Origin of the sequence: Cellulomonas sp. B6 (genome assembly GCF_001462455.1) — a bacterium.
Taxonomy (GTDB): Bacteria; Actinomycetota; Actinomycetes; order Actinomycetales; family Cellulomonadaceae; genus Cellulomonas.
This window is the reverse complement of sequence record NZ_LNTD01000227.1, coordinates 1-21,408: the sequence shown is the minus strand read 5'-3', so window position 1 is coordinate 21,408 and position 21,408 is coordinate 1. Positions and strand designations below refer to the sequence as shown.

Annotated in this window: 22 protein-coding genes, 1 tRNA gene and 1 pseudogene; 14 read left to right on the top strand and 10 right to left on the bottom strand. The window is 76.1% G+C overall.

What is annotated here, in order from left to right; all coding sequences use genetic code 11:
- The first annotated feature begins 86 nt into the window (after positions 1–86).
- The 12 genes from ATM99_RS16625 to ATM99_RS16570 all read left to right on the top strand — a co-directional run bounded on the left by ATM99_RS16625 (position 87) and on the right by ATM99_RS16570 (position 11,017).
- Complete coding sequence (locus tag ATM99_RS16625) at positions 87–950, top strand: ParA family protein (protein WP_062103940.1); 864 nt, start codon at positions 87–89, stop codon at positions 948–950.
- Positions 934–1,863 carry a ScpA family protein gene (locus ATM99_RS16620; protein WP_062103939.1) on the top strand — a complete coding sequence of 310 codons (930 nt, stop codon included), beginning with the start codon at positions 934–936 and terminating at the stop codon, positions 1,861–1,863. The genes ATM99_RS16625 and ATM99_RS16620 overlap by 17 nt, the downstream gene beginning before the upstream one ends.
- Entirely contained in the window at positions 1,860–2,555 is a 696-nt protein-coding gene (locus ATM99_RS16615; RefSeq protein ID WP_062103938.1) for an SMC-Scp complex subunit ScpB, read from the top strand. Before ATM99_RS16620 ends, ATM99_RS16615 begins: the two co-directional genes overlap by 4 nt.
- The gene (locus ATM99_RS16610) at positions 2,552–3,436 is read left to right on the top strand and encodes a pseudouridine synthase (protein WP_082659965.1); all 885 of its coding nucleotides are present in this window, start codon (positions 2,552–2,554) and stop codon (positions 3,434–3,436) included. Before ATM99_RS16615 ends, ATM99_RS16610 begins: the two co-directional genes overlap by 4 nt.
- Complete coding sequence (locus ATM99_RS16605; RefSeq protein ID WP_062103936.1) at positions 3,433–4,542, top strand: prephenate dehydrogenase; 1,110 nt, start codon at positions 3,433–3,435, stop codon at positions 4,540–4,542. The genes ATM99_RS16610 and ATM99_RS16605 overlap by 4 nt, the downstream gene beginning before the upstream one ends.
- Entirely contained in the window at positions 4,524–5,243 is a 720-nt protein-coding gene (gene cmk, locus ATM99_RS16600) for a (d)CMP kinase (RefSeq protein ID WP_062103935.1), read from the top strand. The genes ATM99_RS16605 and cmk overlap by 19 nt, the downstream gene beginning before the upstream one ends.
- 1 nt (position 5,244) lies before the next feature.
- Positions 5,245–5,925 (top strand): 1-acyl-sn-glycerol-3-phosphate acyltransferase, encoded by a 681-nt coding sequence (locus ATM99_RS16595; RefSeq protein WP_062103934.1) that lies wholly within the window; start codon positions 5,245–5,247, stop codon positions 5,923–5,925.
- Between the two features lie 70 nt (positions 5,926–5,995).
- Positions 5,996–7,528, top strand: coding sequence for a ribosome biogenesis GTPase Der (gene der, locus ATM99_RS16590; RefSeq protein WP_062103933.1), 1,533 nt, complete (start codon positions 5,996–5,998; stop codon positions 7,526–7,528).
- Positions 7,529–7,547: 19 nt separating this feature from the next.
- Positions 7,548–8,600, top strand: a complete 1,053-nt coding sequence (locus tag ATM99_RS16585) for a hypothetical protein (protein ID WP_082659963.1) — start codon at positions 7,548–7,550, stop codon at positions 8,598–8,600.
- Positions 8,601–8,842: 242 nt separating this feature from the next.
- Positions 8,843–9,529, top strand: a complete 687-nt coding sequence (locus ATM99_RS16580) for a GntR family transcriptional regulator (protein ID WP_062103932.1) — start codon at positions 8,843–8,845, stop codon at positions 9,527–9,529.
- Entirely contained in the window at positions 9,526–10,917 is a 1,392-nt protein-coding gene (locus ATM99_RS16575) for an MFS transporter (RefSeq protein ID WP_223305216.1), read from the top strand. The genes ATM99_RS16580 and ATM99_RS16575 overlap by 4 nt, the downstream gene beginning before the upstream one ends.
- A gap of 26 nt (positions 10,918–10,943) precedes the next feature.
- Positions 10,944–11,017 (top strand) — tRNA-Pro (locus ATM99_RS16570).
- Between the two features lie 136 nt (positions 11,018–11,153).
- Here the strand turns inward: ATM99_RS16570 and ATM99_RS16565 are convergent.
- The 5 genes from ATM99_RS16565 to ATM99_RS16545 form a co-directional block, all read right to left on the bottom strand.
- Entirely contained in the window at positions 11,154–12,200 is a 1,047-nt protein-coding gene (locus ATM99_RS16565; RefSeq protein ID WP_082659961.1) for an MFS transporter, read from the bottom strand.
- Positions 12,197–12,535 carry a helix-turn-helix transcriptional regulator gene (locus ATM99_RS16560; protein ID WP_062103931.1) on the bottom strand — a complete coding sequence of 113 codons (339 nt, stop codon included), beginning with the start codon at positions 12,533–12,535 and terminating at the stop codon, positions 12,197–12,199. Before ATM99_RS16560 ends, ATM99_RS16565 begins: the two co-directional genes overlap by 4 nt.
- A gap of 97 nt (positions 12,536–12,632) precedes the next feature.
- The gene (locus ATM99_RS16555; RefSeq protein ID WP_062103930.1) at positions 12,633–13,064 is read right to left on the bottom strand and encodes a hypothetical protein; all 432 of its coding nucleotides are present in this window, start codon (positions 13,062–13,064) and stop codon (positions 12,633–12,635) included.
- Positions 13,065–13,135: 71 nt separating this feature from the next.
- Positions 13,136–15,256, bottom strand: a complete 2,121-nt coding sequence (locus ATM99_RS16550) for an ABC transporter permease (protein WP_062103929.1) — start codon at positions 15,254–15,256, stop codon at positions 13,136–13,138.
- Positions 15,253–16,041 (bottom strand): ABC transporter ATP-binding protein, encoded by a 789-nt coding sequence (locus tag ATM99_RS16545; protein ID WP_082659959.1) that lies wholly within the window; start codon positions 16,039–16,041, stop codon positions 15,253–15,255. Before ATM99_RS16545 ends, ATM99_RS16550 begins: the two co-directional genes overlap by 4 nt.
- Before the next feature lie 134 nt (positions 16,042–16,175).
- Here ATM99_RS16545 and ATM99_RS16540 point away from each other — a divergent pair, with 134 nt between their 5' ends.
- Both ATM99_RS16540 and ATM99_RS16535 read left to right on the top strand, forming a co-directional pair.
- Positions 16,176–17,360, top strand: a complete 1,185-nt coding sequence (locus tag ATM99_RS16540; RefSeq protein WP_062103927.1) for a sensor histidine kinase — start codon at positions 16,176–16,178, stop codon at positions 17,358–17,360.
- Positions 17,357–17,992, top strand: coding sequence for a response regulator transcription factor (locus tag ATM99_RS16535; RefSeq protein WP_046528443.1), 636 nt, complete (start codon positions 17,357–17,359; stop codon positions 17,990–17,992). The genes ATM99_RS16540 and ATM99_RS16535 overlap by 4 nt, the downstream gene beginning before the upstream one ends.
- A gap of 54 nt (positions 17,993–18,046) precedes the next feature.
- On the opposite strand, the gene ATM99_RS16530 is transcribed toward ATM99_RS16535, so the two are convergent.
- The 5 genes and pseudogenes from ATM99_RS16530 to ATM99_RS19510 all read right to left on the bottom strand — a co-directional run.
- The gene (locus ATM99_RS16530) at positions 18,047–18,670 is read right to left on the bottom strand and encodes a GNAT family N-acetyltransferase (protein WP_082659958.1); all 624 of its coding nucleotides are present in this window, start codon (positions 18,668–18,670) and stop codon (positions 18,047–18,049) included.
- 132 nt (positions 18,671–18,802) lie between these two features.
- Entirely contained in the window at positions 18,803–19,699 is an 897-nt protein-coding gene (locus ATM99_RS16525) for a DUF72 domain-containing protein (protein ID WP_062103116.1), read from the bottom strand.
- Positions 19,700–19,797: 98 nt separating this feature from the next.
- Positions 19,798–20,625, bottom strand: a complete 828-nt coding sequence (locus ATM99_RS16520; RefSeq protein WP_062103117.1) for a hypothetical protein — start codon at positions 20,623–20,625, stop codon at positions 19,798–19,800.
- A gap of 68 nt (positions 20,626–20,693) precedes the next feature.
- Positions 20,694–21,077 carry a zf-TFIIB domain-containing protein gene (locus ATM99_RS16515; protein ID WP_062103118.1) on the bottom strand — a complete coding sequence of 128 codons (384 nt, stop codon included), beginning with the start codon at positions 21,075–21,077 and terminating at the stop codon, positions 20,694–20,696.
- 66 nt (positions 21,078–21,143) lie between these two features.
- Positions 21,144–21,408 (bottom strand): annotated as a pseudogene (locus ATM99_RS19510) (hypothetical protein); the annotation flags it as partial.

Genomic DNA, 21,408 nt, shown 5'->3' with positions numbered 1-21,408 from the left:
GTCGTGGTCGTGACGGCGCGTCGCTCGGGTAGGTTGTGCCGCGTGGTGGGCCCGGGAGGGCGAGGCGGGAAGCAGATGGTGAGCCGATGACGCAGGAGACGACCGAGCAGCCGCTCGACGCGGTGGGCCGCGTGCTGCCCAGGTTCCCGGTGCCGGCGGCGCTGCCGTCGCACGGCCCCGCGCGGGTCATCGCGATGTGCAACCAGAAGGGCGGCGTCGGCAAGACGACGACCACCATCAACCTCGCCGCCGCGCTCGCCGAGTACGGCCGGCGCGTGCTCATCGTCGACTTCGACCCGCAGGGCGCTGCGTCCGTCGGCCTGGGCATCAGCCCGCACGAGCTGGACCGCACGGTCTACAACCTGCTCATGGAGCGCGACGCCGACATCCACGAGGTGATCCGTGAGACCGCGATCCCCGGGCTGGACCTGCTGCCCGCGAACATCGACCTCTCGGCAGCGGAGGTGCAGCTCGTGGGTGAGGTCGCCCGCGAGTCCGTGCTCTCGCGCGTGCTGCGGCCGGTGCTCGACGACTACGACGTCGTGCTCGTCGACTGCCAGCCGTCGCTCGGCCTGCTCACGGTCAACGCCCTGACGGCCGCGCACGGCGTGCTCATCCCGCTCGAGTGCGAGTTCTTCGCGCTGCGCGGCGTCGCGCTGCTCGTCGAGACGATCGAGAAGGTGCGTGACCGGCTGAACCCGCGCCTCGAGGTCGACGGGATCCTCGCGACCATGTACGACTCGCGCACGCTGCACGCCCGCGAGGTCGTGGCCCGCGTGCACGAGGCGTTCGGCGACACGCTGCTGCACACCGTCATCGGACGGACCGTGAAGTTCCCCGACGCGACCGTGGCCGCCGAGCCGATCACGCAGTACGCGCCGACGCACGCGGGTGCCGAGGCCTACCGCCAGCTCGCGCGCGAGCTCGTGGCGCGTGGCGACGCCGCCTGACGTCGCCCCGGCGGACAGCGCACCGGAGGAGCACGCGCCGGCCGGGTCCACCGGCTTCGAGGTGCACCTCGACGTCTTCAGCGGACCGTTCGACCTGCTGCTCGGGCTGATCGCCAAGCACAAGCTCGACATCACCGAGATCGCGCTGTCGAGGGTCACCGACGAGTTCATCGCGCACATCCGGGCGGCCGAGCGCGCGGCGGCCGAGGGCGGCCGCGACTGGGACCTGTCGCAGGCCAGCGAGTTCCTCGTGGTCGCCGCGACGCTGCTCGACCTCAAGGCCGCGCGGCTGCTGCCCTCGGCCGAGGTCGAGGACGCCGAGGACCTCGAGCTGCTCGAGGCGCGTGACCTGCTGTTCGCCCGGCTCCTGCAGTACCGCGCGTACAAGCAGGTCGCGGCCGACCTCGGCCGCGCGCTCGAGGTCGGGTCGCGACGGTTCGCGCGCGCGGTCGAGCTCGAGCCGCACCAGGCGGCGCTGCTGCCCGAGCTGGTCTTCCAGATCGGTCCCGAGCGGCTCGCCGAGCTCGCGGCGCGCGCGCTCGCGCCCAAGCCGCCGCCCCCGCGCGTCGACCTCAGTCACCTGCACGCGCCGGTGGTCAGCGTGCGCGAGCAGGCCGCCGTGCTCGTGGACCGGCTGCGGCAGCACGGCGCGAGCACGTTCCGGGCGCTCACGGCCGACGCGGGCGAGCCCGTCGTCGTGGTCGTGCGGTTCCTCGCGCTGCTCGAGCTGTTCCGCGAGGGTGCGGTCGCGTTCGACCAGGTCGTGCCGCTCGGGGAGCTCACGGTGCGGTGGACCGGCAGCGAGGACGGCGAGGTGACCGTCTCGGACGACTTCGACCGCGAGGACGCCGACGCGTCGGTGCCGGGTGGTGCGACGGACGGCGTCATGGCCGACCAAGGAGCAGGGACATGAGCGAGCAGACACCGGTCGACGAGCCGCAGGCCGACGACGCGCCGGGCGGCACGGCCACGGTCGCGGGGACGCGCGAGGCCGAGCCCGACGAGCTCGGGTTCGACGTGGACGCGCTGCCCGGCGGTGCGCTCGCGGCGCTCGAGGCCGTGCTCATGGTCGCCGACGAGCCGATCCCGGCCGTGCGGCTCGCGACCGCGCTCGCGCTGCCGACCGCTCGTGTCGAGGACCTGCTGGCCGAGCTCGCCGCCGAGTACCGCGGCGAGCTCGGGGGCAGGCCGCGCGGGTTCGAGCTGCGGCAGGCGGGCGAGGGATGGCGGATCTACTCGGACCCGGCGTACGGCGACGTCGTCGGCCGGTTCGTCGTCGACGGGCAGACGGCGCGCCTGACGCAGGCCGCGCTGGAGACGCTCGCGGTCGTCGCGTACCGGCAGCCCGTGAGCCGCGGGCAGGTCTCGGCGGTCCGTGGGGTCAACGTCGACGGCGTCATGCGGACCCTGACGACGCGCGGCCTGGTGGCCGAGGTGGGTCAGGACGCGGTCACTGGTGCGGTGCTGTACGGGACCACGGGATACTTCCTGGAGCGGATCGGCCTGTCGACCCTCGACGAGCTGCCCCCGCTGGCGCCCTACCTGCCGGACATCGAGACGCTGGAGGGCGTCGACACGACCGACGGACGGGAGGACGGACGATGAGCGGCACGAACGCGCGCGGGCACCGCGGAGGTGGGCGCGCGGCAGGAGCCGGGCGTCCGGGACGTGGTCGCGGCACCACGGGCGGCGGGACCGGAGGCGCGCGCCGCCCCCAGCGTCGTCCCGCACCGGCGGCCGAGCCGGTGGACGTGCACGACCCCGAGGGCGTGCGCCTGCAGAAGGTTCTCGCGACCGCGGGCCTCGGCTCGCGGCGCGCGTGCGAGGAGCTCATCGCGAACGGCCGCGTGACGGTCGACGGCCAGCTCGTGGTGGAGCTCGGCGTGCGCGTCGACCCGAAGAACGCCGTGATCCACGTCGACGGCATGCGTGTGCAGCTCGACGCCTCGCTCATCACGATCGCGCTGAACAAGCCCAAGGGCGTCGTGTCGACCATGCACGACCCCGAGGGCCGGCCCGCGCTCGCGCAGTTCGTCGCGAACCGCGAGGAGCGGCTGTTCCACGTCGGTCGGCTCGACTCGGACTCCGAGGGGCTCATCCTGCTGACGAACGACGGCGACCTCGCGCACCGGCTCGCGCACCCCTCGCACGGCGTCGCCAAGACGTACCTCGTCGAGGTGCAGGGCCGCGTCAAGGAGTCCCTCGGCACGCGCCTCAAGCAGGGCGTCGAGCTCGAGGACGGCACGGTGAAGGTCGACGACTTCAAGGTCGTGCAGGTCGCGAGCCACGCGAGCCTCGTCGAGGTCGTGCTGCACGAGGGCCGCAACCGTGTCGTGCGCCGGCTCATGGACGAGGTCGGGCACCCCGTGACGAAGCTCGTGCGCACGCGCATCGGGCCGATCCGCCTGGGCGACCTGCGCCCCGGGCGCACGCGCGTGCTGTCGAAGACCGAGCTGGGCTCCCTCATGACCTCGGTGGGCATGTGAGCATCGCCACGGTCGGCCCCGTGCGGATCGTCGGCACGGGGCTGCTGGGCGCGTCCGTGGGGCTCGCGCTGACGCAGCACGGCGTGGACGTGCAGCTCGAGGACCCGTCGCGCACGGCGCTCGCGCTCGCGCGCGACGTCGGCGCGGGCACGCCCGTCGGCCCCGGGTCGACCGCACCCGCGCTCGTCGTGGTGGCCGCACCGCCCGACGTGACGGCCGACGCCGTGCGGGCCGCGCTCGCGGCCCACCCCGACGCCGTCGTCACGGACGTCGCGAGCGTCAAGGGGTACGTGCTCGCCGAGCTGCGCGCGTCGGGCGCCGACCTGTCGCGCTACGTCGGCTCGCACCCCATGGCGGGCCGCGAGCGCTCGGGCCCGTCGGCGGCGGTGCCGGGGCTCTTCGTGGGGCGGCCGTGGGTCATCACCGACTCGGGCACGTCGCGCGACGACGCGCTGCTCGCGGTGCGCCACCTCGCGGTCGACCTCGGTGCGGTGCCCGTCGTCATGGAGGCCGACGAGCACGACGCCGCGGTCGCGGCCGTCTCCCACGTGCCGCAGCTCGCGTCCTCGCTCGTCGCGGCGCGCCTGCGCGGCACCGACGACGCCGCGCTCGCGCTCGCGGGGCAGGGGCTGCGCGACGTGACGCGGCTCGCGGCGTCCGACCCGGCGCTGTGGACGTCGATCCTCGCGGCCAACGCCGCGGCCGTGCGCGACGTGCTCGTCGCGCTGCGGGCCGACCTCGACGTGGTGGTCGACGCGCTCGACCGCGCAGCCGGGGCCACGGGGCCCGAGGACGTCGAGCTCGGTGCGCTCGCGACCATCGCGCGCACCATCGCCGAGGGCAACACGGGTGCCGCGCGCATCCCCGGCAAGCACGGTGGCGCGCACAAGCAGTACGCCGTGGTGTCGGTGCTGGTGCCCGACACCCCGGGCGAGCTCGCGCGCCTGCTGGGCGACGTGGGCGCCGCGGGCGTCAACCTGGAGGACCTGCAGCTCGAGCACGCGGCGGGCCGCGCCGTCGGCATGGCGGCGATCTCGGTGCTGCCCGCGCGCGCCGAGCACCTGGAGTCCGAGCTGACCGCTCGGGGATGGAGGCTGGTGAGTTGAGCATCGTCGTGGCGATCGACGGGCCGTCGGGGTCGGGCAAGTCGAGCGTGTCCCGCCGGGTCGCGCAGCGGCTCGAGCTCGCGTACCTGGACACGGGAGCCATGTACCGCGCGGCGACGTGGTGGGCCGTGCACGAGGGCGTCGACCTCGCGGACACCGGCGCCGTCGCGGCCCTGGTGCGCGACATGGTCCTCGTCATGGTCGTCGACCCGCGCGAGCCCCAGGTGTGGGTCGGCGGGATCGACGTCACGGCCGCGATCCGCGAGACGTCGGTGTCGACGGCGGTCAGCGCGGTCGCGACGAACCTCGAGGTGCGAGCCGAGCTCGCGCGCCGGCAGCGTGCCGAGATCGCGTTCCAGTGCGAGCCCGGCTCGTGGGCCGGCGGCCGCGGGATCGTCGCCGAGGGGCGCGACATCACGACCGTCATCGCGCCGGACGCCGACGTGCGCCTGCTGCTCACCGCGAGCGAGGAGGCCCGCCTGGCGCGCCGCGCGCGCGAGGTGCACGGCTCGGACGACGCCTCCGCGGTCGAGGCGACGCGGGACCAGGTGGTGCGCCGCGACGCCGACGACTCGACGGTCGCGCAGTTCCTCACGGCCGCCGACGGCGTCGTCACGGTCGACTCCTCGGCGCTCGACCTCGACCAGACCGTCGACGCGGTGCTCGGGGTCGTCGAGCGCACGCTGGCCGCGCGGGGCTGACGTGGCGGACGCGCCGCACGTGCCGTCGGCCGCCGGGCCCGCGTGGGCCCGGTGGGTGGGGCGGTTCCTCGCGCGCGTCGTGTGGGACACGCACGTCACCGGCGCCGAGCGCGTGCCGCGCAGCGGGCCGGTCGTGCTCGCGGCCAACCACGTGACGCTGCTCGACGGTCCGCTGCTCATCGGCGTCGCGCCGCGGCCGCTGCACATCCTGGTGAAGCAGGAGATGTTCCACGGGCCGGTCGGGGTCGTGCTGCGCGCGGGCGGTCAGATCCCCGTGGACCGCACGATGGGTCGGCCCGCGCTGCAGGCCGGGCTCGGCGTGCTGCGGCGCGGCGGCGCCGTCGGGATCTTCCCCGAGGGCACGCGCGGACGCGGCACGGCCGAGCAGCTGCGGGCCGGGGTCGCGTGGCTCGCGGTGCACGGCGAGGCGCCGGTCGTGCCCGTCGCGATCCTCGGGACGCGCCTGACGGGGGAGTCCGCGCGGGGCCTGCCGCCGCTGCGGCGCGACGTGCACGTCGAGATCGGCGACCCCGTCGACGTCGCCGCCGACGGCGTGTCGCGACGCGAGGCGATCGACCGCGCGGGACGGCTCGTGCAGGCCGCGATGAGCGAGCTCGTCGTCGCGGCGCAGCGGCGCACGGGCGTCGCGCTGCCCGCCGACGACCCCCGCTCGACGGCCTGACCGACGGCTCGTCGGGGCCGCGTGCGGGCCCGTGTCGGTGCCAGGGCGCCCGACGGGGGAGAATGGGGGCATGGAGCAGCCCGACCCGACCCTGACGCGCGTCGACCCGCAGGACGCCGCCGAGCCGAGCGCGCCGCTCGACGCCGCCGCACCGCCCGTCGACGACGTCGACGACGAGGCCCGTGAGCGCGCGCTGCGCGCGGGCCTCGAGGAGTACGAGCTCGAGGACGAGGACCTCGCGCTCCTCGAGGGCGAGGGCCTGGACGACGACGGCACCGACGTCGAGGCGGCGCTGCCCGTGCTCGCAGTCGTGGGCCGTCCGAACGTCGGCAAGTCGACGCTCGTCAACCGCATCCTCGGGCGCCGCGAGGCCGTCGTCGAGGACAAGCCGGGCGTCACGCGCGACCGCGTGAGCTACCCCGCCGAGTGGTCCGGGCGTCGGTTCACGGTCGTCGACACCGGGGGTTGGGAGGTCGACGTCGCGGGCATCGACAAGCGCGTCGCGCAGCAGGCCGAGGTCGCGATCGACCTGGCCGACGCCGTGCTGTTCGTCGTCGACGCGACCGTCGGCTCGACCGACACCGACGAGCAGGTCGTGCGGCTGCTGCGCCGCTCGGGCAAGCCGGTCGTGCTCGTCGCCAACAAGGTCGACGGCCCGGCCGTCGAGGCGGACGCCGCCACGCTGTGGTCGCTGGGCCTGGGGGAGCCGCACCCGATCTCGGCGCTGCACGGCCGCGGCACCGGTGACCTGCTCGACGCCGCGATGCGCGCGCTGCCGACCGTCTCGGCGCACGCCGTGCCGCTGCCCGACGGGCCGCGCCGCGTCGCGCTCGTCGGTCGTCCGAACGTCGGCAAGTCCTCGCTGCTCAACAAGGTGGTCGGCTCCGAGCGCGTGGTCGTCGACGACACGGCCGGGACGACGCGTGACCCGGTCGACGAGCTCGTGGCGCTCGGCGGCCGGCCGTGGGTGTTCGTCGACACGGCCGGCATCCGGCGCCGCGTGCACCAGACCACCGGTGCGGACTTCTACGCGTCGCTGCGCACGCAGGCGGCCGTCGAGAAGGCCGAGGTCGCGGTCGTGCTGGTCGACGCGTCGGCGCCCATGACCGAGCAGGACATCCGTGTCGTGCAGCAGGTCATCGACGCCGGGCGCGCGCTGGTCATCGCGTACAACAAGTGGGACCTCATGGACGAGGACCGGCGCCCGTTCCTCGAGCGCGAGATCGAGCAGCAGCTCGTGCAGGTGCAGTGGGCGCCGCGCGTCAACGTGTCGGCCCGCACCGGCTGGCACACCGACCGCCTGGTGCCGGCCCTCGAGCGGTCGCTCGCGTCGTGGGACACGCGCATCCCGACGGGGCGCCTCAACGCGTTCCTCGGCGAGCTGGTCTCGGCGCACCCCCACCCGCTGCGCGGCGGCAAGCAGCCCCGCATCCTGTTCGCGACGCAGGCCTCGACGCGCCCGCCGCGGTTCGTCATCTTCGCGAGCGGGTTCCTCGAGGCCGGGTACCGCCGGTTCATCGAGCGCCGCCTGCGTGAGACGTTCGGGTTCGAGGGCACGCCCATCACGATCTCGGTGCGCGTGCGCGAGAAGCGCCGGCGGTGACCGTGCGCGTGGCGGCGCCGTGACCTCGCTGCAGGACGGCGCCGCGCCGCGCCGCGTCACGACGCACGCGCTGCTGCGTCTCGGGCTGCCGCGCGACCCGCGCGCCACCCGGCACCTCGGCACGTTCCTCGTCGCGACCGCGGCGACCGTGCTGCTCACGCGCGCGTTCCTGGCCGCGACCGGGTACCCGCAGGTCGGCGGCGACGGTCTGCACATCGCGCACGTGCTGTGGGGCGGGCTGCTCATGGCGCTCGCGTTCGTGCTGCTGCTGTCGTTCGCGGGGCCCGCGCTGCGGCCGCTGGGGTCGCTGGTCGGCGGCGTCGGGTTCGGGCTGTTCGTCGACGAGGTCGGCAAGTTCGTCACCTCGGACAACGACTACTTCTACGAGCCGACGGCCGCGATCGTGTACGCGACGGTCGTCGGGCTGGGGCTGCTCGCCGAGGCGCTGCACGGGCGGCGCGACCCGGACCCGCGCGAGGAGCTCGCGGGCGCCGTCGACGAGGCGGTCGCGGGGGTCGTGGGTGGCTTCACGCCGTCGGCGCGGCGCCGGGCCGAGGCGCACCTGCGGCACGCGGGCGACGTGCACGGCGCCGCGCAGGCGCGTGCGCTCGTCGACAGCATCGCCGAGGACGACGTCGCGCTGCCCGACCCGGTCGGTGCGGTGTCGTCGTTCGCGGTGCGCGTGCTGCACACGCTCATCAAGGCGCGGTTCGTGCCGTGGCTCGCCGTGCTCGTGCTGCTCGGGTCGTCGGCGTTCACGATCGCGCGCGCCGTGACGGGGTGGTGGAGCGGTGACGGCAGCCCCGCGTGGGTGCTGGTCGGCGCGCTCGTCGCCGCGGCGGCCAGCGGCGTGCTGTGCGTCGTGGGGCTGCTGCGCGTCGGCGGGGACGCGATCGAGGGCTACCTGTGGTTCCGCCGCGCGGTCATCGTGTCGCTGCTGGTGACGCAGTTCTTCCTGTTCCGGCTCTCGCAGTGGGACGCGTCGTGGGGGCTGCTGGTCGACCTGCTGGTGCTCGGCCTGGTGGCCGCGGAGCTCGACGCGCTGCGGCGGCGGGCGGACGGCGAGGGCTGACGGGGACCAGGGCGGCGTGCCCCGGGCCGCGGCGGTGCGCGGGAGTATGCGGGCCGGTACCCGCGGAACGCGGTGCGTGCGGCGTTGCGGCGGCTGGACGGCCGGAACGCGACACGGTCGGCGCGCCGCGGGCGGCTTGTGCGACGCGTGCATGCCGCGTCGGGGCGCGGCCCAGGGGGTGACATCATCTCATCCGCTGGTCATCCCATGACTACGACGCGGCATGCATGCATGATGCATGCATGCCGCGTCGATCGTCCGCCCCGCCCGCGTCCGCCGCCGACACCGTCTACCGGCACGTCAAGGACGCGCTGCTCGGCGGTCGGCACCCCGGGGGCAGCATGCTCAGCGAGGTCGACGTCGCCGCCGAGCTCGGCGTGAGCCGCACCCCCGTGCGCGAGGCGTTCCTGCGGCTGGCCGCCGAGGGGTGGCTGCGGCTGTTCCCCAAGCGCGGCGCGCTCGTCGTCCCCGCGGCGCCGGGCGAGGCGCAGGACGTGCTCGACGCACGACTGCTGCTCGAGGGGCACGCGGTCGAGCAGGTGCTCGCGGGGCCGCCGGGCGCGCGCGAGGAGCTCGTCGCCACGCTGCGCGGGCTCGTCGCCAGGCAGCGCGACGCGCTCGACGCCGACACCGACGACGTCGACCTCGACGCCTACGCCGACCTCGACGCCGCGTTCCACCACGCGATCGTCGCGGCGGGCGGCAACGCCGTGCTCACCCAGGTCGCCGGGACGCTGCGCGAGCGCCAGAGCCGCATGGTGGCGCTCTCGGTGGGGCGGTCGTCGGCTCGCGCTGGGACGTTCGTCGACGGGCACGAGGCGCTCGTCGCCGCGATCGCCGACGGCGACGCGGCCGGCTTCCGGGCACGGCTCGCCGCGCACGTGCACGACGCGCACGGCACCGCCGGGCGGCACGGAGGGCAGCGGTGAGCCGCACGACGTCGGCAGGCCACACGCCCGCGGCGGGCGCGGGTGTCGCCGCCGCCGCACCTGCGCCCACGCGCGCGGCCGGCGCGGCCGGCGACGTGTCCGCTCCCGATCCGTCCGCGCAGACCGGCTCCGACGTGCCGCCCCGGACCTCGCCCGCCGCCCCCGCGGGGAGAGCCGTCGGCGCGCACGCGTGGCGCGGCGTCGCCGCGCTCATGCTCGCGGTCGCGTGGGGCGGCAACGAGTTCACGCCGCTGCTCGTGATGTACCGCGACGTCAGCCACCTGTCCGCGCTCACGGTCGACGTGCTGCTCGGTGCGTACGTCGTCGGGATCGTGCCCGCGCTGCTCGTCGGCGGTCCGCTGTCGGACCGGTACGGGCGCCGACCGCTGCTGCTGCCCGCCGCGCCGCTCGGCGTGCTGGGCTCGCTCGTCATCGCGTTCGGTCCCGCGTCGGCGCCCGCGCTCGCGGCCGGGCGCGTGCTGTCCGGCGTCGCGCTCGGGCTCGTCATGGCCGTCGGGACCACGTGGGTCGCCGAGCTGAGCGCCGCCACCGGCGACGCCGGTGCCGGGCCGCGGCGCGCGTCGCTCGCGCTCACGCTCGGGTTCCTGCTCGGGGCCGGCACCGCCGGTGCGCTCGCGCAGTGGGGGCCGTGGCGCACGGGCACCCCGTACCTCGTGCACGCGTGCGTCGCGCTCGCGGCCATGGCCGCCGTGCTGTCGGTGCCCGAGACGCATCCCGCGCCACCGCGCGCACCCGGCGCTCGGCTGCGCGACGACCTGCGCGTGCCCGCGGTCGCGCACCGGCGGTTCTGGCGCGTCGTCGTGCCGGTCGCGCCGTGGGTCTTCGGTGCCGTCGGCAGCGCCTACGCCGTGCTGCCCGGGCTGCTGCGCCGCAGCGCCGGGGGCGTGCCGATCGCCTTCGCGGCGTTCCTCACGGTCGTCACGCTCGCGAGCGGGTTCGCCGTCCAGCAGCTCGCGCGGCGCATCGACACCGCGCGCAGCGCGCGGGCGTCGGTCGTCGCGATGGCCATCGTCGTGCCCGGCATGGCGGCCGCGGCCTGGGCAAGCGCCACGCTCAGCCTCGCGGTCGCGGTGCTCGCCGCGGTCGTGCTCGGCGCCGGGTACGGGCTCGCGCTGGTCGCGGGCCTGTCCGAGGTGCAGCGCATCGCGACGCCCGACGACCTCGCGGGTCTCACCGCCGTGTACTACTCGGTGGCGTACACCGGGTTCTTCGTGCCCGCTGCGCTCGCGTGGCTCTCGGCCCGGTGGGCGTACCCGGCGATGTTCGTCGCGGGGGCTGTCATCGCGACGGCGTGCCTGGTCGCGGTCGCGTGCGCGTGGCGCGCCCACTTGCCGACGCGTGACGAGACGACCCTGCGAGTGCGGTAGAGTTTCCGAGGCCCCTGCGGGGGTGACGGGCTGTGGCGCAGCTTGGTAGCGCACTTGACTGGGGGTCAAGGGGTCGCAGGTTCAAATCCTGTCAGCCCGACCGTCCGACGTCGTCCGACGTCGAGAACGCCCGTAGCCGGGAAGTCGGCTACGGGCGTTCGGCGTTCACCGGGCAGGAGCGGTGGGTGCCTAGCGCCGCTCCTCGTTCCGGGTGTGGCCTCTCGGGTGGTGCCCGTCTACGTGCTCGTGGCCGTCGCGGGCTCGGGTGTCGTGGTCGGCCGGTTCCCTCGCCCCGGCGGGGCGATCGCCGCCGTGAGCACGAGCGCGAGACCGGCGGGGGCGTGCCGCGTGAGCGCCTGCTGCAGCGTCGGCACGCTCGCCCAGCCGGCCGCGCCCCACAGGGCCGCGGCGACGAGCCATGTCGCGGGGGACGTGGTGAGGGTGAGGAGCGCGAAGGCCACGAGCAGGAGGGCGGGCAGCCCGACGAGCAGCGGGCGCGGCCCGTGGCGGTCGAGCGGCCGGCCGACCGCCGCCGAGCCGGCCACGCCGCCGACGCCCCACGCCCAGACCAGCGCGAACCCGATCCCGCCGAGGCCGCGGTCCTGCGCCATCGGCAGCACGTACGTGTAGAGGCCGAGGCTCGCGACGCCCAGCAGGAACGCCGCGGCGACGCCGACGAGCGTCCGCGGGTCGCGGACCACGGCGAGCGGTGACGCGGCCGCCGTCGTCGGCAGCGGCGGGAGCGTGGTGCGGCGCGTGGCCAGCGCCGCCATGCTGACGACGCCCACGGCGACGACGAGCGCCATCGTCCACCGCCAGCCGAACCGCTCGCCGACGAGCATGCCGAGCGGCACGCCGGCGACCGTGCCGGTCGACAGGCCGAACGTCACGAGGGACATCGCACGGCCGCGTTCGTGCTGCTCGACCATCGCCGCGGCGGTCGCGGTCGCGACCGCGGTGAGGACGCCCGCGCCGACGCCGGCGACGACGCGCGACGCGAGGAACAGCGGCAGCCCGGCGGCGATCGCCGTCACGAGGTTGCCGAGGTTGAACAGCCCGAGCGCGACGAGCAGGGCACGTGCCGTCCCGGCTCGGGTCAGCCGTCCCGAGAGGGTCGGGCCGGCGACGGCGTACGCGGCGGTGAAGGCCGTGACGCCCAGCCCGACGGCGGCGACGCCTGTGCCGAGGTCCGCGGCGATGCGGGGCAGGACGCCGGCCAGCACGTACGCGTCGACGCCGAGCGAGACGGCGGCCACGACCAGGGGCCACAGGCGGCGCGTCACGGGTGCGGGTCCGTGAGGTCGGTGGTGCGCTCGTACCCGTCGAGCACCGCGCCGAGCAGCCCGGGGAACCGGGACTCGAGGTCCTCGGTGCGCAGGCTGATGAGGCACTTGCGGCCCTGCGCGCGCACGTGCACGACGCCGGACTCGCGCAGCAGGCTCGTGTGGTGCGTGAGGGTCGAGCGCGGCAGGTCGGGGCCCAGCTCGAGGCTGTCGGTCTCGCCCTGCGCGGCGAGCACGCGCACCATGGCGAGCCGCAGCGGCTCGCTCAGCGCGAACAGCACGCGGGGGATCGCGATCTCGTCCGTGTCGGGGTGGTGGTAGGTCCGAGGTGACACCGGCAGTCCTGTCGTTCGAAAGAAGTCGCACAATGATTGTGCGGCGAATCTCGCACGATCGGAGCGGGAGGTCAAACCCGCACGGACGGCCCGGCCGTCACCGGGGCTCGGTGCCCGACCCCGGCTCGTCCCGCCAGGCCTGGTGCGTGTCGCCGACGCTCACGACCGTCCACGTCCCGCACGCGTACCCGTCGGCCGGCAGCGGGTCGAGCAGCCACGCGGGCTCCAGGTCCGGCGCGCCGGTGACGGACGTGGCGGTGCAGTGCTGCGCGTCGAACGGCGTGGGGCTGGTCCAACGCATCACCCCCGCGTGCCCGTCGAGCTGGGCGAGCAGCCGCACGTCCGTCGCGTCCTGGGGGAGGAACCCCTGGAAGCGGAAGGACTCGCCGGACCTCTCGACGTCGGCGCTCGTGGCGTAGGTGAACTCGCGCTGCCCCACCGGGAACACGTCCTGGAACGTCGCGCAGCCCGTGAGAGCGGCGGCCAGGACGAGCGTCGTGGTGGCCAGGACGGTGCGGCGGGTGGCCATCGGGGTGCTCCTGTCGTCGGTCGGACGTGGGTGGTCGGCGGTGCCGCGACGCGTGACGCGGGCGTGGCGGCTCATCGCGCCGCCAGCCCGATCGCCGGCTCGACGCGCCCGGCGCTGCGCATCGGCACGGCCGCGGCGAGGACCGCGGCGCCGACCACGCCGGCGCCCAGCAGCGCGAGCCGGACCAACGGCGGCTGGCCGGCGGGCATGTCCAGCACGCGCAGCGCGAGCACGCCGTACGCGCCCCCCAGGACGACGCCGAGCGTCGCGCCGACCGCGGAGGCGAGCCCGGCCTCGGCCGCCACCGACCGGCGCGCGCCCGCCCGGCTCACGCCGAGCGCGCGGACCAGGGCGATCTCCTGCCGGCGCTCGGCGACCGACAGCGCGAGCGTCACCACGACCCCGACCATCGCGACGACGAGCGTGACCCCGATCATCGCCGCGCCGACGAGCTGCCCCACGGCGACCGTCTGCTCGATGCCCGCGAGCACGTCGCCCGCCCAGTAGACCGACGTGCCGGCGGGAACGGTGTCGAGCACGGCGTCCCGCAGCGCCGCGGGGTCCGTCCCCGGGGCGGGGTCGAGGAGGATGTCGGTGCCGACGACCCGGGCGTCGACCGCCGGGTGCGCCGCGAGCGCGGCCACCAGGGCGTCCGGGTCGGCGACGACGTCGACCGGGATCAGCGCGTCGGCCCCGAAGGTGCGCACGACGCTCTCGCGCGCGTCGGCGGTGACGCCCGCGACCGCCACGAGCAGCGCCGCGGCCAGGCCCACGCCCAGCGTGAGGACCGTCGTCATCGCGGCGGTGCGGCGCGACGAGCGGTGCGCGTTGGACACCGCGAGCCGCAGCGCCGCCGACCGCGCGGCGAGCGGCCGCACGGCCCGGGCGGCCCACCGCACGAGGAACGGGCCGACCGCGACCAGCACCGCGAAGACCAGCGTCCCGCTCAGCGCCGCGAGCGCGAGGCCCGTCAGCTGGTCGGTGCGCGCGACGGGGACCGCGACGGCCCCGGTGGCCACGGCCGTCAGCGTGAGCGCACCGGCCGCCACCAGGCGCGCGCCGACGCGCACGGGGCGGGCGTCGGACGAGCGTGCCGCCCCGAGCGCCACGACGGGTGCCGTGCGACCGGCGGCCCGCGCCGAGGGCAGCGCCGCGGCGACGGTCGCGACGACCGACAGGGCGACGCACGCGACGAGCCCGCCGGGCGCGGCGACGAACGGCGCGGACACCAGGTCCGCGGCACGCGCCGCCGCGACGAGCCCGGCGGCGACCCCCAGCCCGGCGCCGGTCCCGACCAGGCCCCCGAGCAGGCCGACGCACGCGGCCTCGGCGAGCACCGAGCGGTGCACCTGGCGACCCGTCGCGCCGACGCACCGCAGCAGCGCGAGCTCCGCCGCACGCCGCGCCAGCACGATCCGGAACGTCGAGGACACGATCACCACGGCCGACACCACGGCCAGCGCGACGAACACCGACAGCCCGCCCAGCACGCCCGCGAGCGTGTCGCCCACCGACCGGGCCTCCCGGTCGCGCTGCTCGGGACCGCTCGTGACGGCGGCGTCACCGGCCACGGCCCGCACCGCGGCGAGGTCGACGTCCCCGACGACGAACATCTGCACGGGCGGCATCCCGCCGATCGCGACCGCGTCGGACGGGTGCACGAGCCCGACGTCCTGCCCGAACTCCCGCACCGGCCCGACGCCCGCCACGACGAGCTCGTGCCCGCCCGCCACGACCGTGTCCCCGACGTCGACGCCGACGCGCTCGGCGGTGCGCCGCCCCAGCACGATCCCGCCGGGCTCGAGCGGGCCGACGTCGGGGGCGTCGCGCAGCGCGCTCAGCGGTCCGCCGCCCGGGTCGCTCGTGAGCTTCCAGGTGGTGGTGACGCCACCCGCCTCGACCTCGACGTCCCCGAGGTGCTCGACCGCGACGTCCACGACGCCGGGCAGCGCGCGCACGCCCTCGGCGACCTCGAGCGCGGCGCCCTGCGCGACGTCGCCGCGGGGCACGACCACCACGTCGGCCGCGGGCGGGGTGACCATGCCGAACGCGACGAGCGCGACGCGCGCGTTGGCCGCGACCAGCAGGGCGACCGCGGCGAACGCGGTCGCGGCCGTGATCGCGACGCCGACGAGCAGCGCCTGCCGCGGGCGCCGCAGGACGCTGCGCAGCGCGGTCCGGGCGACGATCACGCGCCGACTCCCGCGGGTGCGGCGAGCTCGCCGAGGCGCTCGAGGACGGTGCGGCGCGTCGGCCGGTCGACCCGCCCGGCGGCGCGGCCGTCGCGCAGCAGCACGACCTCGTCGGTGACGGCCGCCGCCGACGGGTCGTGCGTGACCATGACGACCGTCTGACCGAACTCGTCGACGCACGCGCGCAGCAGCGCCAGCAGCGCGGCGCCCGCCTCGCTGTCGAGGGCGCCCGTCGGCTCGTCGGCCACGACGAGGTCCGGCCGGCCCAGCAGCGCCCGCACGACGGCGACGCGCTGCCGCTGACCGCCCGACAGCTGCGACGGCAGGTGGCGCAGCCGGTCCGCGACACCGAGCCGCTCGACGAGCTCGCGCCGCCACGCGCGGTCCGCGCGGCGGCCGGCCAGCGAGGCCGCGAGGTCGATGTTCTCGCCCGCCGTCAGGTGCGGCAGCAGGTTGCCGTCCTGGAAGACGAACCCCAGGCGGTCGCGCCGGATCGCGGTGAGCGCCGCGTCGTCGAGCGCGCCCAGGTCGGTGCCGCCCAGCAGCATCTGCCCGGACGTCGCCCGGTCCAGCCCGGCGAGGCAGTGCAGGAACGTCGACTTGCCCGACCCCGAGGCCCCCATGACCGCGGTGAACCGACGCTCGACCAGGTCGACGCTCAGGCCGTCCAGCGCGCGCACCCGGCTCGAACCCGTGCCGTACTCGCGCACGAGGTCGACCGCGCGGGCGGCGAGGCCGGGTCCGGCCACGGTCGGAAGGGGCGGGGCGACGGGAGGCTGGCTCATGCGTCCAGCCTGGTCAACGCCCTGACCCACGGGAATCGACCGGGCGGACGGTCCGGGTCGGTCACCCTCGGTCGAAGGGACGATCTTCCGGAGCGCTCGCGGAGCCCGGGCGTGGTGATCCGTAGGGTGGACGCGTGCCGGACCCCGACGACCGACGACCGCCCCGTGCGACGTGGCTGCGGTCCCGCGCCGCGACGACGGCGCTCGAGCTCGTCGCGCTCGCGGGCCTGCTCGTCGTCGACCTCGAGCTGGGTGCGCGCCTCGCACCGGGCACGCCCGGTGGCGCGGACGTCGCCGGCGCGCTGGTCACCGCGCTCGTCGCGGTGGTCGTGGCCGTCGTGGCGCTCGTGCGGCGCCGGCTGCCGTGGTGGCTCGCGACCGGCGCGGTGCTCGCCGTCTCGACGGTCGGGTCGCTCGTGTGCGCCGTCGTCGGCAGCCCCTCCCCGTCGCTCACCGAGGCCGCCGCGCTCGTCGTCGTCACCGCGTCCGGGGTGCGCGCCGCGCCGACGTCGCGGGCGGCAGCGGGCACCGCGGCGGGCGCGCTGGTCGCCGTGGTCGGGAGTGTCGCGCTGCGGATCGGCCCGCAGGCGACGGGCGTGCTGCTCGCGGTGCTCGTCTGGGGCTGCGCCGTCGTCGCCGGTGTCACGGGCCGCGCCGTCCGCACGCGCCGCGCGTCGGCGCTCGACCAGGCACGCCGGGCCGAGCGCACCGAGCTCGCGCGCGAGCTGCACGACGTCGTCGCGCACCAGGTCACCGGGATCGTCGTGCAGGCGCAGGCGGCCGTCGCCGTGGCCCGCACGGATCCCGCACGCGCGACGCAGGCGTTCGAGGCGATCGAGGCGGCCGGTGCCGAGGCCCTGGCGGGCATGCGGCGCATGGTCGGCGCGATCCGGGAGGACGCCGAGCCTGACGCCCCGGTCACCGTGCGGTACGACCTGGCCGACATCGCACCGCTGGTCGACCGGTTCGACGCCGGCCGGGGCCGCACCACGTCGCGGGTCGACGTCCCGGACGCACCCCTCGCGCCCGGCGTCGGCGAGTCGGCCTACCGCATCGTCCGCGAGGCTCTCACCAACGTGCGCCGTCACGCGGTCGACCCCAGCACGCACGTCACCGTGCGCGTCGTCGACGACGCGCTGCGGCTCGAGGTCGGGAACGACGGCGTGCGGCGGGGCTCGGCGCACCGTGGCTCCGGCGGGTTCGGGCTCATCGGCATGGCCGAACGGGTCGCGGCGCTCGGCGGCACGCTGCACGCCGGTGCCGACGAGGCCGACACGTGGGTCGTGCGCGTCGAGATCCCCGCGGCGGTGACCCGGTGATCGGCGTCGTCGTGGCCGACGACCAGGCGATGGTCCGTGCCGGGTTCCGCATGGTCCTCGAGGCCGAGGGGGACATCGCCGTGCTGGCCGACGTCGGCACCGGGCAGGACGCCGTGGCCGCCGCGCAGCGCCTGCGTCCCGACGTCGTGCTCATGGACGTCCGCATGCCCGGCATGAACGGGCTCGACGCCACACGGCAGGTCACCGGGCTCCCGGACGCGCCCCGCGTCGTCGTCGTCACGACGTTCGACACCGACGAGTACCTGCGCTCCGCGCTCGCGGCCGGCGCGTCGGGGTTCCTGCTCAAGGACGCCGGGCCGCGGCTGCTCGTCGAGGCCGTGCGCGCCGCGGCCGACGGCGACGCGCTGGTCTCGCCGTCGGTGACCGTGCGGCTGCTCGGCGAGCTCGCGGCGGGCGCGGCGCCGTCCGCGGTCGAGCACGACCTCACGGACCGTGAGCTGGAGATCGTCGCAGCGATCGCACGCGGCGGCACCAACGAGGAGATCGCCGCCGACCTCTTCGTGTCGCTGTCGACCGTCAAGACGCACGCCCGGAACATCAGCGTGAAGCTCGGTGCGCGCAACCGGGTCGAGATCGCGGCCTGGGCGTGGCGGAGCCGGCTCGTGAGGTGATCGGGACCTCAGGCGCCGGACCGGGGCTCTCGTCCCCGGCCCGGCGCCGATCGGTCAGGCCGGTGTCGCGGCGGCCTCGTACGTGACCCACCGCGTGCGGGTGGCGACGGAGTCGTAGAGCGCCTGCGCGCGGTGGTTGTCGTCGGCGGTGACCCACTGCACGAACTGCCGGCCCTCGGACGCGGCGAGGTCGGTCAGCCGGCGGATGAGCGCGCGGCCGACGCCGCGGCCGCGCACCTGCGGGTCGGTGTAGAGGTCGTCGAGGAACACGCCGGTCGTGCCGGTGTAGGGCGAGGAGATGCGCCCGTGGTGCGCGAAGCCGACGACGGTGCCGTCGGCCACGGCGACGACGGCCTGGCACTCGTGGTGCGGGTCGCGCAGCCAGCCCCAGGTGCGGGACACGACGTCCTCGGACTCGGGCAGGCGGTAGAACTCGCGGTAGGCGCGGAACAGCTCGCGCCAGCGCGGCTCGTCGGCGGGGTCGAGCGCGCGGCCCTCCTCGTCGGAGATCGCGCGCTGCGCCCAGCCGTCGGGCGTGGCCGTCGCGAGCGTGTAGCCCTTGGGCCACGAGATGCGGAACAGCCAGAAGAGGTGGAAGTACGCCCACGCGCGCACCAGGACGCGTCCCGGGTCGAGCTCGGCCGTCTTGCCGCGTCGTCCCCAGCCGAAGAAGATCATGTGCCGTCCCGTGCTCGTGGTGTCGGTGCCCTGGTGGCCGTGCCCCGCGGCCCTGCCGCAGGGAAGACTAAGCGGTCATAACCGACGGGCTCGTGCTGTGACCACGACTCCACCCGTCCGGCGGAACGACCGTCACCGCCCCGCGTAGGCCCCGAGACCGCGCTCGGCGAGGCGCGCCGTGAGCGCCGCCGCGTCGAACGGGGCACGCACCTTCACGTCGTTGTCGAAGTAGACGTGCACGTCACGCGGCCGGTCGGGGGCCGGGCGCGTGAGGCGCGGGCCGTCCGGCGGGGGCGCGCCCGTGGCCCACGCCGCGACCTTCGCGGCCCACGCGTCGAGCTGCGTGTCGTCGTACCCCGACACGTACAGCTCGCCGTGCCCGTGCAGACGCACGTAGACGACGTCACTCGTCACGTCCTCCAGGTGCGGCCAGCGTCCCGCGGTGTCGGCGACGACCAGGCCGACGTCGTGCGCGCGCAGCAGCTGCGGGAACGCGGGCGTGACGAACGAGTCGTGCCGCACCTCCAGCACGTGCCGCAGCGGCCGGTCCGCGTCCGTCGTCGTCAGCGCGCGCCCCTCGGGGACCTTGTCGCCGTGCCGCTCCGCCAGGCGCGCCGCCGCCGTGGTGCTGCGCGGCAGCAGGTCGAAGAACGGGGCCAGCCGGTCGGCGTCGAAGCCGAGGTTTGGCGGCAGCTGCCACAGCAGCGGCCCGAGCCGGTCGCCCAGCGCCAGCACGCCCGACGCGAAGAAGTTCGCGAGCGCCGTCTCGACGCCCGCGAGCTTCTTCATGTGCGTGACGAAGCGCGGGCCCTTCACCGAGAACACGAACCCCTCGGGGGTGTCGGACCGCCACGCGCGGTACGAGTCCGGGCGCTGCAACGAGTAGAACGAGCCGTTGATCTCGATCGACCCCAGGTGCGCGGCCGCGTACGCGAGCTCGCTGCGCTGCGGCAGGCCCCGCGGGTAGAACACGCCCCGCCACGGCGGGTACCGCCACCCCGAGATGCCGATGCGCACCGCGCCTGCCATGCGGCGACTGTAGGAGCGCGCCGGCGCGGGCGCTGCCCGGGGCCCGGTCCCGCCCTACGACGGGCCCCGGCGGGTCTCGCCCCGGCCGCCCGGTCCGGTCAGCGACCGGTCGGCGACAGCCCCGGCACTGTCATGCCCAGCCACTCCTGCGTGCGCTCGGCGAGCCAGCGCGCGTACGGGCCGAGGTCGACGTCCGTGCCCGCCCACTCCTCGAGCGTCGCGAGAGCCGCGTGCGAGTCCGCGCCGGGGTCGTCCCGCTCGCTGGGGTCGTCGGCGACCGACCCGTCGAGGTGCACCTTGACTCCCTCGGTGTGCTCGATCCACAGCGCGGTCCGCAGCACGTCGTCCGCGTCCGGCGGCACGTCGTGCGGACGCGTGACGAAGAGGCACGCGCACCAGCGCTCGGGCAGGTCGTCGGTCTCCGCGAGGAGCTGCAGGTTGGCCTGCGTGACGGTGAGCGGCTCCGGTAGCGCGACGGGGTCGTCCGCCTCCTCCGCGACCACCTCGGCGACGGCGAGCACGACCTCGGCGAGTGCGATGGCGCCCGGGTCCTCGAGCCCGAGGCCGGGCAGCGCCACGAGCTCGGTCATGATCGGGCTGGTCCGTAGCTGCTGCGACCCTCGACCCAGGACGAGGACGAAGTCGCCACCGGGCTCGACCTCGATCCCGAGCGTGCGCCCGGTGCGCTGCCGCAGCTCGCCGAGCACGGCACCACGCTCGTCACCGGCACGCAGCTGCACGGTTCCCTCGAAGCCCGCGGCGTGCAGCACCGTGAGCGCCGGCTGCGCGTCGTCGAGCACGCGGCGCAGCTCACGCGTCCAGACCAGCGCCGAGGTGAACTGCCCCTCAACCACGTCGACGGTCAGGGCGGTGCCCGCACCGAGCGCCTCGGGCGGCGGGGTGTGGTCGCGTCGGAACAGCCTCACGTCTCTCCTGTCACCGGGGTCGCCGTGACCCTAGCGGTGGAGGTGCGTCGGCGGGGTCGGAAGTCGGGTCAGAAGTCGAACAGGTCCTCGAGCCACGACTCGCGCTTCTTGCGCTTGCGGCCGTCGTACCCGCGGCGGTCGTCGTAGCCGCCCCGCTGGTCGTACCCGCCGCGGGGGTCGTAGCCCCCGCGAGGATCGGGAGCGGGGCGCTCGTCGTACCCGCGCCGGTCGTCGTACCCGCGCGGCTCGGGGGTGCCGTACGCGGGCGCGGGCGCCGCAGCACCCGGGACGGCGCGCGGGTCGACGCCCGGTGCGGCCGGTGCGGCGCGGTCGAGGATCTTGTCGAGCTCGCCGCGGTCCAGCCAGATGCCGCGGCACACCGGGCAGTAGTCGATCTCGACTCCCTGGCGGTCGGTCATGACGAGCGTCGCCTGGTCGACGGGGCACAGCATGGCGGGACTCCTCTCGGCAGCGTGGGCACACGCTACGTGGCTGCCCTGTGGACCGCCCGCCATCGGTCACGGCAGCCGCACGCCGACCAGCGCCTCGGTCTCCTCGCGCACGCGCCGCCCGAGCGCGGGCTCGCGGTAGCGCGGGTCGCCGGCGCCCAGCACGGGCAGGCCGGTGACCCGGCCCGCGGGCCCCCAGTACTGACCGCTCTCGACGTGCGGGTCCGCGGCCGCGCGCACGGCGGACCACGCGCCCGCGTCCTTCCCCGCGCCGACGAGGCCCCACAGCGGCTCGACGCCGCGGTCGGCGCGGCGGGGGTCGAGGACGCCGGGC

Coding starts and splice junctions, on each gene's coding strand:
- ATM99_RS16625 (WP_062103940.1), top strand. CDS start 87: ATGACGCAGGAGACGACCGAGCAGCCGCTCGACGCGGTGGGCCGCGTG.
- ATM99_RS16615 (WP_062103938.1), top strand. CDS start 1,860: ATGAGCGAGCAGACACCGGTCGACGAGCCGCAGGCCGACGACGCGCCG.
- ATM99_RS16610 (WP_082659965.1), top strand. CDS start 2,552: ATGAGCGGCACGAACGCGCGCGGGCACCGCGGAGGTGGGCGCGCGGCA.
- cmk (WP_062103935.1), top strand. CDS start 4,524: ATGGAGGCTGGTGAGTTGAGCATCGTCGTGGCGATCGACGGGCCGTCG.
- der (WP_062103933.1), top strand. CDS start 5,996: ATGGAGCAGCCCGACCCGACCCTGACGCGCGTCGACCCGCAGGACGCC.
- ATM99_RS16580 (WP_062103932.1), top strand. CDS start 8,843: ATGCCGCGTCGATCGTCCGCCCCGCCCGCGTCCGCCGCCGACACCGTC.
- ATM99_RS16555 (WP_062103930.1), bottom strand. CDS start 13,064: ATGGCCACCCGCCGCACCGTCCTGGCCACCACGACGCTCGTCCTGGCC.
- ATM99_RS16545 (WP_082659959.1), bottom strand. CDS start 16,041: ATGAGCCAGCCTCCCGTCGCCCCGCCCCTTCCGACCGTGGCCGGACCC.
- ATM99_RS16530 (WP_082659958.1), bottom strand. CDS start 18,670: ATGATCTTCTTCGGCTGGGGACGACGCGGCAAGACGGCCGAGCTCGAC.
- ATM99_RS16525 (WP_062103116.1), bottom strand. CDS start 19,699: ATGGCAGGCGCGGTGCGCATCGGCATCTCGGGGTGGCGGTACCCGCCG.
- ATM99_RS16515 (WP_062103118.1), bottom strand. CDS start 21,077: ATGCTGTGCCCCGTCGACCAGGCGACGCTCGTCATGACCGACCGCCAG.